Source organism: Sphingobacterium sp., assembly GCF_039596235.1.
GTDB lineage: Bacteria > Bacteroidota > Bacteroidia > Sphingobacteriales > Sphingobacteriaceae > Sphingobacterium.
This window is the reverse complement of record NZ_JBCNKE010000002.1, coordinates 572,097-589,104: the sequence shown is the minus strand read 5'-3', so window position 1 is coordinate 589,104 and position 17,008 is coordinate 572,097. Positions and strand designations below refer to the sequence as shown.

Below are 17,008 nucleotides of genomic sequence, written 5' to 3'. Positions count from 1 at the left end.
TGTTCGCTTAACTCCAAAGGACCAAAATAGAGTAGCATATCGTTTAGACTATATGCTACTCTATTTTGGTCTTACTTTTAAGGGCACTATCGATATACTCGCGCCCTTTTTGAACCAAAAACTCTGCCCGATGATAGTCCCATAAATTACAGATATTGTAAGGAATATCTACCACGACATCCGGACGATAGAGGTCAATAATCATACGGCTCATTTTTCTACGCATCACATAATAGGAAGCCTGTAGAATATCTAAGGAATTTGAGGTTTTTGTATCCAGTTTTTTAATCACAGAATACTGTTTATCCGGTTTTGATTCCAGATTAACCGCGATAATTAAATTCTCTTTTCTCGTGACATGATTGATGGGCAGAGGATTGAGTACACCACCATCTACATAGACGTGGGTATCTTCTTCGACTGCTGTAAAGACAGCCGGAATTGCAATAGAAGCCCGAATCGCGTCATACATACTTCCAAAGTCCAGTACAACTTCTTTTTCATAATTCAGATCCGTAGCAACAGCTTTGAATAAAATCGGGAACGTTTCAATATTCGCATCTGGAATCACCGATTTCAACGCATTGAAGACTTTGATCCCTTTCATCATTCCCAGGCCTTTCCAACTGAAATCCATCATATTGAAAACTGATTTCTTTGTGAGGTTATGCATCCATTCCTCGAGCACATCCATCTTTCCCTGTGCATAAATTCCACCCACCAATGCACCAATGGAACAACCGACAATTTCATCTATCTCAAAGCCCATTTCCTCCAGCTTACGAATAACGCCGATATGTACTAATCCCCTTGCCCCACCTCCGCCTAGGACAAGCGTTACTTTACGGTTCAAAAAATCTTTCTCTGACATATACTTAGACCTGCAATATAATGATGTTGACATTGACCCAACAATGTAATCCGATATTCACCGTTATTATATGTATTTTTGATTACAATATACGGAGTAAAATAAGAAATATGAAAATAGAAATCTGGTCGGACATCATTTGTCCATTTTGTTATATTGGCTTGACAAAGCTTGAAGACGCATTACAGGGATATGAACGTGAAGTACAGGCAGAGATTACATGGAAATCCTATCAACTCAACCCTGATTTTCCTGAAGATGCTCCCGGAATGCCGACATATGACTATCTTGTCCGGACAAAAGGAATGAGTATGGATGATGTGCTGGCAATGACGGGACAACTCAGTGCACAGGGAAAAGAACTCGGCATTACCCTAAATTTTGATAAGGCAATTGTTGTAAATACCAAAAAGTCACATCGCCTTATTCATTTTGCCCAGGCAAATGACAAAGGAACAGCACTCAAAAAATCATTATTCAAAGCACATTTTACCGACGGGCTAAATGTCAACGATAACGCCACCTTAATTGTATTAGCTAGACAGGAAGGTTTGGATGAACAAAAGGTTCAGGAACTTTTGGAATCCGATCAATATGCCTATGAAGTCAGTCAGGACATTCAGGAAGGTGTCAACCTTGGCCTTCGCGGTGTACCGTTCTTTGTATTTGACCGGAAATATGCAATTCCCGGTGCGCAGCCCCTGGAGGTTTTTCACAATACGATCAAAGAGTGTTTGGCGAGCCAAGCTACCCCATTACAGCGAAGAGGCGAAGAAGGGGCTTCCTGCGATCCTGAAACAGGAAAATGTGAGTAAAGAAAGAAAAAAGTTTTAGTTTAATTTACTATTTTCGCAAGCTTATAAGGACAAACAAATTTGGTATAAATGCAGTTAACCAAACTAGAAATAAAAGGATTTAAGAGTTTCGGAGATAAGATCACGATCAACTTCAATGACGGTGTTACCGCAATCGTTGGACCAAACGGATGCGGGAAGTCCAATGTAGTGGATGCAATACGCTGGGTGCTTGGTGAACAAAGTACAAAGATGTTACGCTCTGACAAAATGGAGAATATCATCTTTAACGGAACCAAAAATAGAAAACCAGCGAATCTTGCCGAAGTATCCTTAACCTTCAACAACAACAATAATATCCTCCCAACGGAATTCTCTACCGTTACGGTCACCCGTAAACTATTCCGAAATGGGGATAGTGAATATCGACTCAACGATGTAAAATGCCGTTTAAAAGATATCACAGATTTATTTTTGGATACTGGCGTTGGTGCGGATAGCTATTCCATCATTGAGTTGAAAATGATTGATGAGATCATCAATAACAAAGACAATTCGCGCCGGAATCTTTTTGAGGAAGCCTCCGGAATCTCAAAATATAAGGTGCGTAAAAAACAGACGCTGGCCAAACTGCGCGATACCGAAGCTGATCTCAGCCGCGTAGACGACCTTCTCTATGAGATTACAAAAAATCTCAAATCCTTGGAGAATCAGGCTAAAAAAGCGGAGAAATATACCCTGCTCAAACAGGAATACCGTCAAAGCAGCATTGATCTCGCATATTACAGAATTGCTGATTTTTCGACGGAACTTGACCGACTTCAAACGCAGGAATCCAAAGTCCAGAAAGATGCCTCAAATTCACAGCAATTAATCCTGAAAGCAGAAACAGAATTGCAGTCTTTGCGTCAGATAAACCTGGAACAGGAGAAAAATCTCTCTGTACAGCAAAAAGCAACCCAGGAATTTGTCAACAAAATCCGTGGTTATGAATCGGAAAAGAAGATCAAAAATGAAAAGGTAAAAAATCTTCAGGATAAAGAAAACAGATTAAATCTGGATATCAATACGGACAAACAACAGCTGAATCACGTCCTTTATACCATAAAAAGGTTGAATGAGGAGTTGTTTGATGAACAGCATAAACTGGATTCATTCAAAGACAATCTGGAATCCAATAAATCTGAAGTGGATGCCCTACGCGGTCAGCAACAGTCTGCAAAAGGTAAACTGGATATCTTTAACAAAAGTAATGCAGAACTTCAGGCTAAGATTTATAAACTCGAAAAGGATCTGGCTGTTTTTAATATCCAAAAGGAGGCCCTTCTTCAGGAAGCTGTACGCAATAGTGTGGATACCGAAGCAAAGGAAACCGAACTGGTTCAATTTGACAGCGCTGTAGCAGAATTGGAAGGCCGTGTGGAGGCTCAGCAGTTGCAATATGATACAGCCTATCAGCTTGAAGAGCAACTACAGGCACAAATCCTTGAATGTCAAACGAATCTAGAAGAATTTAAAGCGCAGCTTGCAAAAGACCTCAGGTTAGTTGATGCTAAACAGAATGAATATAACCTAACAAAATCCCTTATTGACAACTTAGAAGGTTTCCCGGATTCGATTCGCTTTTTAAAGAAAAATGCTGGCTGGAAAAAACAACCGCCTCTTTTCTCTGATGTGCTATTCTGTCAGGAAGACTATCGCGTTGCCATTGAAAATTACCTGGAACCGATCATGAACCATTATGTTGTTGAAACACAACAGGATGCCGTTCAGGCCATCCAATTGCTAAGCGATGCCGCAAAAGGTCGGGCCAATTTCTTTGTTCTTGAAGCGATTGATACTGCTATTACACGCCCCCTTCCGCCACAGGACAATCTCATGTCCGCGTTGGATGTGATCACAGTGGACGAAAAATATAAAGCACTTTGTACCCTACTCCTGCAACATGTATATATTTTAAAGCAGGAAGGCGAAAAGGAAATGGAGCAAAAGCTTCCTGAAACCGGACAGGTTATCTTGCAAAAGAATGGTCGCTACGCCAAACATCATCTGGGGCTATCGGGTGGTTCCGTTGGATTATTCGAAGGAAAACGCATCGGTAGAGCAAAAAACCTGGAAGTTCTTTCGCAGGACATTAAGACACTCAATCAGGAGATTGCAAAACTTGAAGATAAAATAACTGCTGAAACAGCCCGTGTAGAGGCTTTGCGTAGCAATTCACAAAAAGAACTTATTGATGAATTACGCTTTCAACTGAACAGACTCAATAACGAGCTGATTACGGTGAAAACCAAACAAGAGCAATACCAGGCTTTCATCAGTAATTCTCAGCTACGTAAAAAAGATATTCAGGAAAAAATTGCAGCGATCGAGGCAGACCTTACTGTCGCCGAACCTCAATTACAGGAATTACGTGTTCAAAAAGATCAGAGCGTAGCCGAATTATCGGAATTACAGGATCAATTTCATGAAATTTCAGAGATCTTGAATGAAAAATCCATTGCCTATAACCAGGAAAATATCAGTTATCATCAGCAATTAAATAAAGTCTCCAATATTAGCAAAGATCTTGAATTCAGAGAGACTCAAAAAGATGATTATGAAATACGTATCGAACGAAACAGTCTTGAACTTGTTGAAGTACAGGAAGCTCTACGGACGACTATTCCTTTTGAGGACGAAGAAGATGCAGATCTTATTGCGATGTATGAGCAGAAGATTGCATTGGAAGATGGCTTAAAGGAACTGGAAGAAAAATATTACGCAGATAAACAACAAATCAATAATCTTGAGGATTCTCTTACGCAGCAACGCCGTTCAAAAGAGCAGAGCGATTTTCTAATCGCTGAGATTAAAGACAAAAAAACAGCCCTACAAATTGATCTCAATGCATTAAAAGAACGTCTTTCTGTTGAATTTAATATCGAATTGAAGGATCTTATTGAACGAGAGGATGTACCGGAAATCGCCGAGGACCAAGCTACTTTGTCCACAAAATGTAGCAAACTCAAAAAGCAGCTTGATGAATTTGGGACCATCAATTTAATGGCTAAAGAAGCTTTTGATGAGATGAATGAACGTTATGATTTTATCAATAAGGAAAAAGCGGATCTGATCGAAGCAAAAGGTTCTTTAATGGCCACCATCAAAGAGATCGACGATACCGCCAAAGTGCAATTTATGTTTACCTTCAATGCAGTACGGGACAATTTCATCAAGGTGTTCCGCTCTTTGTTTAATGAAGAGGATAGCTGTGACCTTGTCCTAACTGATCCGGGTAACCCCTTGGATTCGGATATTGATATCATTGCTCAGCCGAAAGGAAAACGTCCGTTATCAATCAACCAGCTTTCAGGTGGCGAGAAAACCTTGACTTCAACGGCATTGTTATTTTCCCTGTATCTGTCAAAACCAGCACCTTTCTGTATTTTCGATGAAGTGGATGCACCTTTGGATGATACCAATATTGATAAATTCAATAATATCATCCGCGATTTCTCCAAAAACTCTCAGTTTATTGTTGTATCACACAACAAAAAAACCATTGCCAGTACAGATATTATCTACGGTGTGACCATGGTCGAACAAGGAGTCTCGCGTGTTGTTGCAGTAGATTTAAGGGAAGTAGCCTAAAATATTGCACATAAAAAAAGTCCTGCGATTAAAATCGCAGGACTTTTTTTATGTGCAGGGAATACCACTCCCTAAACAATGCTTTTAGTATACATAATAAGCAACACCTATTCCCTGACTATAGGTAAGAAAAAAAACTTACGCGCCAAGAATATATCCGAGCAGGAAACAGCTATAAAACTGAAAGTGTATAATCATTCCTCGAAAGTAATTCAACAACTAAATAAGCTATAATATACCGCAACTCAGAGGTCTGGATCTTTTCCAGGGTTGAGGAGCACGGTTTTATCAATCAAATAAAAAGCCCAGAGTGGGGAACTCTGAGCTTTCGTTAGCCATATATTAACCTATTTTATGAAAAGTATTTGACTTTAAAACGCCGCTTGTCTAAATTAATTATATGATTACTACTACTTTAACATTTTTTAACATTTAAATAGGCTGCGTTATCCGCCCTCCTACCGTGAATTGATATATCATCCCAAAGTATTGATCTAAATCCTAGTTTGGCTGTACTGATAGCGTAATGACTAAAAACAAAAAGCCCGAAGTTGAGAACTCCGGGCTAACCTAACCAATTATTAACCTAAATTTATGAAAAGTCCAATTCTTAATCAAAACATCTTTTTGCATTGATTTCCTTTATAACGTATCCTTCTCCATCAATATTACATGTAGCCGTCCGATTTATTTCAATTTTGACATTTTTTAACAATTCAATAAGTAACTTTAGGTAAATAAAATCCTATAAAATCAACGATTATGGCAGAATATGATTTAAAAGAACTTCAGAAAATCCGTCAAAACAAAGATGTTCTTGACTATTTAGAGCAACACGGAATTTTGGAGATCAAAAAATTCAACGATATCTATGATTATGAAACAGAGCTCTATGATCTCCAGGTTACTTTACTCAAATTACAATATGATATTATCGAAAAAGGAAAACGTGTAGTCATTCTCTTCGAAGGAAGGGATGCTGCTGGTAAAGGAGGAACGATTGGTCGGGTGACCGAATATCTCAATCCCAAAAAGGTACGTATTGTCGCTTTACCCAAACCTACTGTGGAAGAGAATGGGCAATGGTATTTTCAACGATATATCAAGCATCTGCCCAATGCTGGCGAAATGGTTATTTTCGATCGTAGTTACTATAATCGTGCGGTCGTAGAGCCTGTATTTGATTTTTGTACAAAGGAGCAGCATGAATTATTCATGCAACAGGTACCGGAATTTGAAAAGCAATTGATTGATGACGGGATTATCCTGATCAAAATTTTTCTAAGTATCAGTAAAGAAGAACAGGCTGAACGATTGAAGGAACGACAGGAAGACATTCTAAAACGCTGGAAGATTGGAGTGCTGGATCAACAGGCGCAGGAAAAATGGGATGTTTATACCGGATATATTGAAAATCTTTTTAAAAAGACCGGAACTAAAAAATCGCCATGGTTTGAAATCGATAAAGACAATAAAAAGAAAGCCCGCTTAGCCGCTTTTCGGATAATTATCAATGCAATCGCCGGAAACGAAATGGAGAAATTGGACTCTTTTGTGAACAAACACAATTAGCCGCTCAGTCATAGCAATGCCCCCGGAAAGAATGGATCTTTTTGGGGGCATCATATACTAATCCCTTGTTCAGACTTTTAAACAAGTATGGAGGTTTCTAACCTTGGGCCAGCCATCTGTACTGAAACCGGCATAGAATGATCGAACTTTTCGAAATTCTCGATAAATAATTTTGCCAAGCGTTTTGCTTGTGTATCGTACGCTTCATCATTGTTCCATAATCCTCGGGCGTTTAGAATCTGCTCCGGAACATCTTCACCACAGCTTGTTGGATAATCTAATCCAAAAATCTCATGTTTACTAAAGTGAGCCTCCAATAGAGAACCATCCATTGCTGCCCGGATTAGCGCTCTTGTATAATTCAGCTTGATACGACGTCCGATTCCATAAGGACCGGCTATCCAGCCTGTATTTACCAACCATACTTTGATATTGGGATTTTGCTCCAGTTTGGCCCTGAGTAACGCAGCGTACTTCGCTGGATGCAAAGGCAAAAATGCTTGACCAAAACAGGTCGAGAAGGCTGCTGTAGGTTCCTTTACTCCCACTTCGGTACCGGCTACTTTTGCGGTATAACCACTCACAAAATGATAAACAGCTTGGTCAACTGTCAACAACGAAATCGGCGGCAATACACCAAAAGCATCCGCAGTCAGAAAGAAAATATTTTCAGGTACATTGCCAATTCCTGTCATCTCCGCGTTTTCCATAAAGTCTATGGGGTAGGAAACCCTCGTATTCTCTGTTTTACTGATATCGTCGTAATCTGGACGATCAAATTCGTCCAGAACAACATTTTCGAGCAATGAGCCGAAACGGATGGCATGGTAGATCTCGGGTTCTTTTTCCTCAGTAAGCCCTACGCATTTTGCATAGCAGCCACCTTCAAAGTTAAAAATCCCCTTTTCGCTCCAGCCATGTTCATCATCACCGATCAGCTTCCTATTTTTATCTGCCGATAGTGTTGTTTTACCCGTTCCCGAAAGTCCAAAGAATAAAGCCGTTTTACCGTCTTTGGAGGTATTGGCTGAACAGTGCATAGATAATACCTCGTGTTCAAACGGTAAAATAAAGTTTAGGATCGAAAAGATACTCTTCTTGATCTCACCGGTATAACCGGTTCCCGCAATCAGCACCATTTTTTTTGTAAAATCAATGGCTACAAAATTTTCGTTACGAATACCGTAATGTTGTGGATCCTGGATCAACAATGTCGGTGCGGCTAGTATGGACCATTGCGGTTGAGCATCACTATCAGCTACCGATCTCAAAAATAGGTTATTGGCAAAAATACTCTGATAAGCTGTCTCTGTGATCACACGAATAGACAATTGATACGCTGGGTCGGCCCCTGCCGCACAATCCCGGACATAAATTGTTCTGTTACTCAAGTGCGCAGCAACCTTTGAAAATAATGCATCAAAATTGGCCGGTGTCATCGGTTGATTGATTTCACCCCACCATACAGCATCCTTAGTCAGCGAGTCCTCGACCAAAAAACGGTCTTTGGGAGATCTTCCAGTAAATTTTCCTGTATCAGCTGCTAATGCTCCGGTATCAGACAGTCTTCCTTCCTGATTCGCTAAAGCATGTTCGACCAATTCTGAAACAGGTAATTGATAAAATACATTTCCTGTATGATCAATTTTCAAATATTTCAAATCAGGCGCGTTTCCAATGTTACCCTTTTTCATATTTTTTGTTTGTTTTAAAATGTGCCCAAAGTTAAAGGCAAATTTCGCTAAAAACAAAACTTAATTATCTAAAAATCAGGCTTATTGTATAAAAAACACAGAACCAAAAATCTAATTATCAACCACTTATAGAGATAAAATAATTTGAAATTTTTAGCATATATTTTTAGCACAATACGCGCTTGTAGCGTCCATATATTTTATATTTTTCGTAAATTGTTCCAAGCTTTACAAATATTAATAAGATGAAATTACATGCGATAGAAACAGGATTTTTTAAATTGGATGGTGGTGCTATGTTTGGCGTGGTTCCCAAAAGTATCTGGAATAAAACAAATCCCGCTGATTCCAACAATATGTGTACATGGGGTAATCGTTTGCTTCTTATCGAGGACGGGAATAGATTAATGTTAGTGGATACAGGACTTGGCGATAAGCAGAATGAAAAATTTTTCAGTTACTACTATTTACACGGTGATGCCACACTGGATAAATCGCTTAAAAATGCTGGTTTTGACCGAAACGATATTACAGATGTTATCCTAACACATTTACACTTTGACCACTGTGGGGGAGCCATCGTCCGTGAAGGAGAAAAATTATCTCCTGCTTTTAAAAATGCAGATTTTTGGAGTAATAGTGACCATTGGAACTGGGCAACAGCTCCAAATCCGAGAGAGAAAGCATCTTTTCTAAAAGAGAATATTCTCCCCATTCAAGAAAGTGGTCGATTGAAATTCGTTGAGGATAGCGCCGCCCCCTTTGGCAAGGACATTCACATCCGTTATGCGAATGGTCACACCGAAGCGATGATGCTGCCACAGATTCAATACAAAGGAAAAACGCTGCTCTATATGGCGGATCTACTGCCCTCTGTTGGCCATATTCCCATCCCTTATGTGATGAGCTATGATGTAAGACCCTTAGTCACGATGGAAGAACGTGTTAATTATTGGAATGAAATCGTCGAAAATGAATACATTCTCTTTTTTGAGCATGATCCGATTAATGAGTGCTGTACCTTACAACATACGGAAAAAGGAATTCGGGTAAAAGACATCTTTAAATTAAGCGATATTTAGGAACACATTGATAGTGTAAACTACCCTTCGCCTACCGCAGGCAACAACATAAGAGAGGGGCTATTAAAAATAGCCCCTCTCTTATGTTATTATAGATTGGAATCCTTAAAATCTAAACCCGAGGGCCCAATAATTTTCAAAAAACCAGATTTGTTGTGTGGCTTTGTCAACCCCTCTTCTACCCGTTGTACGGATATTATATAAATCTGTCCAACCGGTTTTGAAGTTTCCTTGCAGGTAAAGTCCTTTATAAAAGCGATAGTGTAAACCGACTTTTGCAGAAGCACCATATCCGGCAATATTCCAAAAGTGATTCCCCCCTTCACCAAAAAGGTGTACATCAGAACGCGGTATTAAAAGCCCGACGTCAATCCCTGATTCCATGGTTAGCACCTGTTGGCCTTTGCGATTGTTGATGATATCATCATATCGCTCCAAGCCTACTGAGGCAAAATTGTAGCCATCCGTATGTTCAAAAGTTAACATCGCAGAATCAACGGTAATCATTTCGCCATTGTATTGTCCTGCACGATGTCCAGTTGGTATGCCCGGGTTCGAAATTTCGTCACCGATATAACCTGTTATTTTCACCTGTTGTGGAATATCCATGACATATTTCATGTGATCCCAACCCAAAGAGAGGGAATAATTATCTTTGATATAATATCCAAAATGTAGATTAAACTGCGGAATAGTCAAACGACTGGGATCGAAATAGGTCGAACCAAATTTTGTCGGACGATCGGCCGCTTTTACATCATGGAGGATAAAATCATAGTTTGGACCAGTAAAATGTATATCAGATTTCGCGTAAGATGAAAAGTTATACCCCCAAAAAAAGAAAAACTTCCCTTTGTTACTTTCTGTCCTTAAATTCTTGGGTTTAAAAATGCTTTTTCCTATTTCGGGATTTTCCTGTGCAAATAAATTTGAAACACTTAATGCAAGTGCTCCAATCGTCAAAAATATTTTTCTCATATCGGCGCTAAAAACGTTGGGCAAAAGTACCTTCATTCTATTTTAGAACCAAATAAATTGCGTGGAAATTAGTAAAATATGACGAAGATCACAGAAAAGTTTTTAAGTTGTGCACAATGCAAAAAACGCTGCTTTCGGATGAAAGCAGCGTTAAAAGCTAAATTTTTATAGAATCAATTTATTTTCCCTGATTCTTACGAATAATATTCAAAGCACCGCCTGCTTTAAACCATTCGATCTGTTGTGCATTGTAAGTATGATTTGCCAAGATCTCTTCCTGTGTTCCATCCGCATGGTGCAAGACAAGCGTCAATGGCTTACCGGGAGCAAACTCAGTCAGGCCAAGGATATCAATGGTATCGTTTTCCTGAATTTTGTTATAGTCGTCCTTGTTCGCAAAGGTTAAGCCTAACATCCCTTGTTTTTTTAGGTTCGTCTCGTGGATACGGGCAAAAGATTTTACCAATACCGCGCGCACTCCCAAATGACGAGGTTCCATTGCCGCATGTTCACGGGAAGATCCTTCACCATAGTTCTCATCCCCAACGACTATTGACCCGATACCATGTGCTTTGTAGTCTCGTTGCGTTGCCGGAACAGGACCATACTCTCCTGTCAATTGATTCTTCACGTTATCAGTTTTCTCATTGAAGAAATTGACCGCACCGATCAGCATATTATTGGAGATATTATCCAGGTGACCACGGTATTTCAACCAAGGGCCCGCCATAGAAATATGATCTGTCGTACATTTACCTTTAGCCTTGATCAATAGTTTCAAACCTTTTAGGTCTGTACCCTCCCAAGGGGCGAAAGGTTCCAATAATTGAAGGCGATCTGATGTGGGTGCTACATCAACAACTACAGCACTACCGTCTACCGCAGGGGCTTGATATCCCGGATCGTCCACAGCAAATCCTTTTGTTGGTAATTCATCCCCTACCGGTGGATCCAGCTTCACTTGCTCTCCTTTATTGTTCGTTAGCGTATCCGTAACCGGATTAAAACCCAAATCACCAGAAATTGCAATTGCAGCAACCAGTTCCGGCGAAGCAACAAATGCATAAGTATTTGGATTACCGTCCGCACGTTTCGCAAAGTTACGGTTGAAAGAGTGAACTATTGTGTTTTTCTCCTGCTTATCCGCACCAACACGATCCCACATACCGATACATGGGCCACAAGCATTGGTGAAGATCGTTGCATTCAGATCTTCGAATGTTTTTAACAAACCGTCACGATCGGCTGTAAAACGAACCTGCTCAGAACCAGGATTAATACCAAATTCAGCTTTGGTGATCAATCCCTTATCAACAGCTTGTTTCGCAATGGATGCAGCACGCGACAAATCTTCATACGAAGAGTTTGTACAAGATCCGATCAGTCCCCACTCTACTTTCAAAGGCCAACCATTCTTGGTTGCCTCTTCGCGCATGCGTGAAACCGGAGTATATAGATCTGGCGTAAATGGACCGTTCAATGAGGGCTCCAATTCCGAAAGATTGATTTCGATCAATTGATCGAAATATTGCTCCGGATTAGCATAAACTTCAGCGTCAGCTGTCAAGTGCTGTTTAATGGCATTTGCGGCATCCGCAACCTCAGCACGACCTGTCGCGCGAAGGTAACGCTCCATCGACGCGTCGTAACCAAATGTTGAGGTAGTCGCGCCTATCTCAGCTCCCATATTACAGATTGTTCCTTTTCCTGTACAAGATAGAGACTCCGCACCTTCGCCGAAATATTCAACGATTGCACCGGTCCCACCCTTTACTGTCAAGATTCCTGCAACTTTTAAGATAACATCTTTTGCTGCGGCCCAACCACTCAATTTACCGGTTAATTTAACACCGATTAATTTCGGGAATTTTAATTCCCAAGGTAAACCAGCCATCACATCACAGGCATCCGCACCACCTACACCGATAGCAACCATACCCAAACCACCAGCATTCACCGTATGTGAGTCGGTACCGATCATCATACCACCGGGGAAAGCATAGTTCTCCAATACAACCTGGTGGATAATACCTGCACCGGGTTTCCAGAAACCGATACCATATTTATTTGAAACAGAACTCAAGAAGTTAAATACTTCCGAACTTTCGTTTTTAGCACGGGCTAAATCTTTATCTGCTCCTTCTTTCGCCTGGATCAAGTGATCACAGTGGACAGTAGAAGGAACCGCTACCTTTGGACGTCCTGCCTGCATAAATTGCAATAAAGCCATTTGCGCAGTTGCATCTTGCATCGCTACACGATCAGGAGCAAAGTCAACGTAAGAAACGCCGCGTTTGTACTCTTCAGTCGCATTGCCATCCCAAAGGTGGGCATATAAAATTTTCTCAGATAAAGTCAAAGGTTTGTTCACCACCTGACGGGCCGCTGCAATGCGTTCGTCATAACGGCTATACACCTTTTTAATCATATCTACATCAAAAGCCATATCTCTCTTATTTATGTTATTTAATTAAGTTACTGAAACCCGGATAGTTTTTATTTTGTCGGAATAGGCGCAAATTTAGTTAAGTTAATGCCCTCGACAGCAGCTTTATATTCTTCTATATTAGGAATACGACCTAAAATAGCTGAAAGTACGACAACAGGTGTAGATGCCAACAAAGATTCACCTTTTTTACCGTCTCTATCCTCTACGACACGGCCTTGGAACAAACGTGTGGAAGTAGCCATTACTGTATCACCCTTCGCAGCTTTCTCTTGGTTACCCATACACAGGTTACAACCAGGACGTTCTAGGTACATGATATTTTCATATTCTGTACGGGCAGTGCTTTTTGGCAATGCATCACTGAATTCAAATCCCGAATATTTTTGCAAGAATTCCCAGTCGCCCTCAGCTTTCAACTCATCAATAATATTATACGTTGGAGCTGCAACAACCAATGGTGCCTCAAAAGTAACAACACCTTTTTGCTGCTCGATATTCCGCAACATCTTTGAAACGATTTTTAAATCGTCCTTGTGTACCATACATGAACCCACGAAACCTAAATCTACCTTTTTGTTTCCACCGTAGTAAGAAAGATCACGGATGGTGTCGTGTGTATAACGTTTAGAAACGTCGGCGTTATTGACATCTGGATCCGCAATCATTGGTTCTTCGATAAGATCCAAGTCAACGACAACCTCAGCATAGTATTTCGCATTGTTATCTGGCGTCAATGCAGGTTTAGTGCCAGATTTGATTTCTTCGATACGCTTGTTCGCTTTATCGATCAAACCTTGCAAAACCTTGTTTTTATTTTCCATACCCTTATCAATCATGATTTGGATACGGTTTTTAGCGATTTCTAACGATTCGATTAAGGTCTCGTCCTGAGAAATACAGATTGACGCTTTTGCTTTCATCTCCGCAGTCCAGTCCGTAAAAGTAAAGGCCTGATCGGCAAGCAGTGTACCAATATGAACCTCAATAATTCTACCTTGGAAAACGTTTTCTCCAGCAAATTGCTGCAACATCTGCGCTTGGGTAGCATGTACAACATCACGGAAATCCATGTGTTCCTTCATACTGCCTTTAAAAGTAACTTTTACAGATTCAGGAATTGGCATCGAAGCCTCACCTGTAGCCAATGCCAATGCAACAGTACCCGAGTCGGCACCAAAAGCCACACCTTTAGACATACGCGTATGGGAGTCACCACCAATGATGATTGCCCATTCGTCAATCGTAATATCATTTAATACTTTGTGGATAACATCGGTCATGGAGTGATAAACGCCTTTTGGATCGCGCGCAGTAATCAAACCAAAATCGTTCATAAATTTCATCAATTTCGGAATGTTCGCTTGGGCTTTCTTATCCCAAACAGATGCTGTATGACAACCTGATTGGTAGGCACCATCAACTGTCGGTGAAATTACTGTCGCAGCCATAGCCTCCAACTCCTGTGCAGTCATTAAACCTGTCGTATCTTGAGAACCGACAATATTTACTTTCACACGAACGTCAGAACCAGCATGCAATACTTTGCCCGGTGTTACACCCACCGCATTTTTGTTGAAGATTTTTTCTACAGCAGTTAATCCCTGACCTTCAATCGTGATTTCTTTCGAAGGCGCAAATACCGTCGGTGCTTGGATACCTAAGGTTTGTGCTGCGAAAGTTTGGATTTTTTTACCAAATACGATAGCATAAGAACCACCTGCTTTGATAAATTCCATTTTCTGTGGAGTCAAAGCCTTTGAAATATCAATTAGCTCCTGCGCTCCATTATATAATTTCTTTGTTTTTGTATTGATGGTTAAAACAGTTCCTGTAGCGACAGAATAAACTTCCTCCAAAACAGGCTCGTCTTTTTCATTGCGAACAACATTTCCATTTTCATCTACCTTCTTCACCCAGTTTTTAAGATCGATACCGATACCACCCGTAACATCAACTGTCGTCAAGAAAATTGGTGAAATGCCGTTCGTACCACCTACAATTGGTGCGATATTTACGAAAGGAACATAAGGGCTAGCTTGTTTGCCTGTCCATAAGGCCACATTGTTCACCCCCGACATCCGTGAGGATCCCACACCCATTGTACCCCTTTCAGCGATCAACATCACACTTTTACCCGGGTGTTGCGCCTGTAATTCTTTGATTTGCTGCTGTGCTTCCGGCGTGATCATACATTTACCATGCAATTCACGGTCAGAACGTGAATGCGCCTGATTACCAGGAGATAATAAATCCGTAGAGATATCACCTACACCCGCGATAAAAGTAACCACCTGAATTTCTTCCGCTACTTCAGGAAGTTTAGTGAAAAATTCAGCTTTTGCATAGCTTTCTAAAATATCTTTTGCAACAGCGTTTCCTTGCTCAAAGGCTTCCTTCAAACGAGCTGTATCCGCATCATATAAGAAAACCTGAGTTTTAAGTACCTCTGCAGCTTGATTGGCAATTGCAAGGTCAGTACCTAGCGCTAAGTCCAATAATACCTTGATTGAAGGCCCACCCTTCATATGAGACAATAGCTCAAAAGCAAACGCCGGACTAATCTCAGCAACAACTGATTCACCCAAAATAATTTCCTTTAGGAACTGCGCCTTAACACCAGCCGCAGGTGTTGTTCCAGGCAAAGTATTATAAATAAACAATCTTAAAGATTCTGCTCTATTTTCATTGTTTAAATCTTTAATCTGAGCAATTATCTCACTTAGTAATTCTGCTCCGTCAATAGGCTTAGGATGTAATCCCTGGCCTTCTCGTTCTACAACCTCTTGTACGTAATCGTTGTAAATACTCATAGATATCAATCTTTCTATTTTAAGGATAGTTCAGAAGATAAATTTTTTACCTTCTCCCACTACCGTGTCTGTAATATAATTAAGCTAATAGAATAACTCATGTAGACCCGCTACACTACCTTATAAATTAGCCCGTTCAGTTCCTGTATTCAAGCCGATTTTTTTACCGTAAATCAACTATTATGACTAAATACAAAAATAGTGAAAATCCAACTTTAAACGCATGCATTCCATTTATTTAAATCAATTTGGAATTGTTCTAAACAGCACTTATACCATCCGGTCGTTTTTTCCTGAATTTATTTTCTTCCCATTTTTCGTTATAAAAAAAGAGGTGATTTATTTTACTAAATCACCTCCGAATATCTTTATATTTTTGCTAGAGCAATATCGATATCTTTTAATGTTTTTACAGTCTCCAACGGATCTGCAGCATTGAACACAAAAGAACCCGCAACCAGCACATCAGCACCTGCTTTCAAGAGCTGTGCAGCATTTGCTGTGGTGACTCCACCGTCGATTTCAATCAACAGTCCATCGTTGACACCCTGCGCCATTGCACGGAGTTCCTGCACTTTTGCATAGGTATTCGGGATAAACTTTTGTCCACCGAATCCGGGATTGACAGACATCAGACACACCAGATCCAAATCAGCCAAAATATCTTTCAAAAGGGCTACCGGTGTATGAGGGTTCAACGCGACCCCTGCTTTACAGCCCAATTCTTTTATAGCCGCCAATGTACGATGCAAGTGCGTGCAAGCCTCATAGTGTACGGTAATTATTTCCGCTCCAGAATCTTTACAGACCTGCAAATAGCGGTCAGGATCAACAATCATCAAGTGTACATCCAATGGTTTTGTAGCATGTTTCGCGATAGCCTGCATTACCGGAAATCCAAAGGAAATATTCGGCACAAAAACGCCGTCCATAATATCGATATGAAACCAATCAGCCTCACTATTGTTTACCATGATGATATCATCGTATAATTTCGCGAAGTCTGCAGCAAGAACGGATGGCGCAATAAGATGTGATTTTGTTGACATGTTGTGTTTTTTTTTGCAAAGATAACAAGTATTTTCCGTTCAGCACAACATTCTCCGCATTTAACAGGATTCAAAT

10 protein-coding genes are annotated in these 17,008 nt (G+C 40.4%); 4 read left to right on the top strand and 6 right to left on the bottom strand.

The features are described 5' to 3' along the window. Positions 1-55 precede the first annotated feature (55 nt). Complete coding sequence (locus tag ABDW32_RS06625; RefSeq protein ID WP_343560636.1) at positions 56-871, bottom strand: patatin-like phospholipase family protein; 816 nt, start codon at positions 869-871, stop codon at positions 56-58. A gap of 110 nt (positions 872-981) precedes the next feature. On the opposite strand from ABDW32_RS06625, the gene ABDW32_RS06620 reads away from it, so the two are divergent. From ABDW32_RS06620 to ppk2, 3 genes are all read left to right on the top strand, one after another. Beyond that, a complete protein-coding gene (locus ABDW32_RS06620) occupies positions 982-1,686 on the top strand; it encodes a DsbA family oxidoreductase (protein WP_343560634.1) in 705 nt (234 codons plus the stop codon). Positions 1,687-1,755: 69 nt separating this feature from the next. Next, entirely contained in the window at positions 1,756-5,298 is a 3,543-nt protein-coding gene (gene smc, locus ABDW32_RS06615) for a chromosome segregation protein SMC (protein ID WP_343560632.1), read from the top strand. A 762-nt stretch (positions 5,299-6,060) separates the two neighbouring features. Beyond that, on the top strand, positions 6,061-6,870 hold the full coding sequence (ppk2, locus tag ABDW32_RS06610) for a polyphosphate kinase 2 (protein WP_343560630.1): 810 nt from the start codon (positions 6,061-6,063) through the stop codon (positions 6,868-6,870). A gap of 77 nt (positions 6,871-6,947) precedes the next feature. Here ppk2 and pckA read toward each other — a convergent pair whose 3' ends face one another. Next, entirely contained in the window at positions 6,948-8,564 is a 1,617-nt protein-coding gene (pckA, locus tag ABDW32_RS06605; protein WP_343560628.1) for a phosphoenolpyruvate carboxykinase (ATP), read from the bottom strand. A gap of 245 nt (positions 8,565-8,809) precedes the next feature. Here pckA and ABDW32_RS06600 point away from each other — a divergent pair, with 245 nt between their 5' ends. Then, positions 8,810-9,646: an MBL fold metallo-hydrolase gene (locus ABDW32_RS06600; RefSeq protein WP_343560626.1), complete on the top strand. Its 837-nt coding sequence runs from the start codon at positions 8,810-8,812 to the stop codon at positions 9,644-9,646. Positions 9,647-9,751: 105 nt separating this feature from the next. On the opposite strand, the gene ABDW32_RS06595 is transcribed toward ABDW32_RS06600, so the two are convergent. From ABDW32_RS06595 to rpe, 4 genes are all read right to left on the bottom strand, one after another. After that, on the bottom strand, positions 9,752-10,624 hold the full coding sequence (locus tag ABDW32_RS06595) for a hypothetical protein (RefSeq protein ID WP_343560624.1): 873 nt from the start codon (positions 10,622-10,624) through the stop codon (positions 9,752-9,754). A gap of 178 nt (positions 10,625-10,802) precedes the next feature. Next, entirely contained in the window at positions 10,803-13,070 is a 2,268-nt protein-coding gene (locus ABDW32_RS06590) for an aconitate hydratase (protein ID WP_077434364.1), read from the bottom strand. A gap of 50 nt (positions 13,071-13,120) precedes the next feature. Further along, a complete protein-coding gene (locus ABDW32_RS06585) occupies positions 13,121-15,883 on the bottom strand; it encodes a bifunctional aconitate hydratase 2/2-methylisocitrate dehydratase (protein WP_343560620.1) in 2,763 nt (920 codons plus the stop codon). A gap of 368 nt (positions 15,884-16,251) precedes the next feature. After that, positions 16,252-16,932, bottom strand: a complete 681-nt coding sequence (gene rpe, locus ABDW32_RS06580) for a ribulose-phosphate 3-epimerase (RefSeq protein WP_343560618.1) — start codon at positions 16,930-16,932, stop codon at positions 16,252-16,254. Between the last annotated feature and the right edge of the window lie 76 nt (positions 16,933-17,008).

Bases quoted from the DNA above. Each gene is read 5' to 3' on its own strand.
- ABDW32_RS06625 (WP_343560636.1), bottom strand. From the start codon at position 871: ATGTCAGAGAAAGATTTTTTGAACCGTAAAGTAACGCTTGTCCTAGGC.
- ABDW32_RS06620 (WP_343560634.1), top strand. From the start codon at position 982: ATGAAAATAGAAATCTGGTCGGACATCATTTGTCCATTTTGTTATATT.
- smc (WP_343560632.1), top strand. From the start codon at position 1,756: ATGCAGTTAACCAAACTAGAAATAAAAGGATTTAAGAGTTTCGGAGAT.
- ppk2 (WP_343560630.1), top strand. From the start codon at position 6,061: ATGGCAGAATATGATTTAAAAGAACTTCAGAAAATCCGTCAAAACAAA.
- pckA (WP_343560628.1), bottom strand. From the start codon at position 8,564: ATGAAAAAGGGTAACATTGGAAACGCGCCTGATTTGAAATATTTGAAA.
- ABDW32_RS06600 (WP_343560626.1), top strand. From the start codon at position 8,810: ATGAAATTACATGCGATAGAAACAGGATTTTTTAAATTGGATGGTGGT.
- ABDW32_RS06595 (WP_343560624.1), bottom strand. From the start codon at position 10,624: ATGAGAAAAATATTTTTGACGATTGGAGCACTTGCATTAAGTGTTTCA.
- ABDW32_RS06590 (WP_077434364.1), bottom strand. From the start codon at position 13,070: ATGGCTTTTGATGTAGATATGATTAAAAAGGTGTATAGCCGTTATGAC.
- ABDW32_RS06585 (WP_343560620.1), bottom strand. From the start codon at position 15,883: ATGAGTATTTACAACGATTACGTACAAGAGGTTGTAGAACGAGAAGGC.
- rpe (WP_343560618.1), bottom strand. From the start codon at position 16,932: ATGTCAACAAAATCACATCTTATTGCGCCATCCGTTCTTGCTGCAGAC.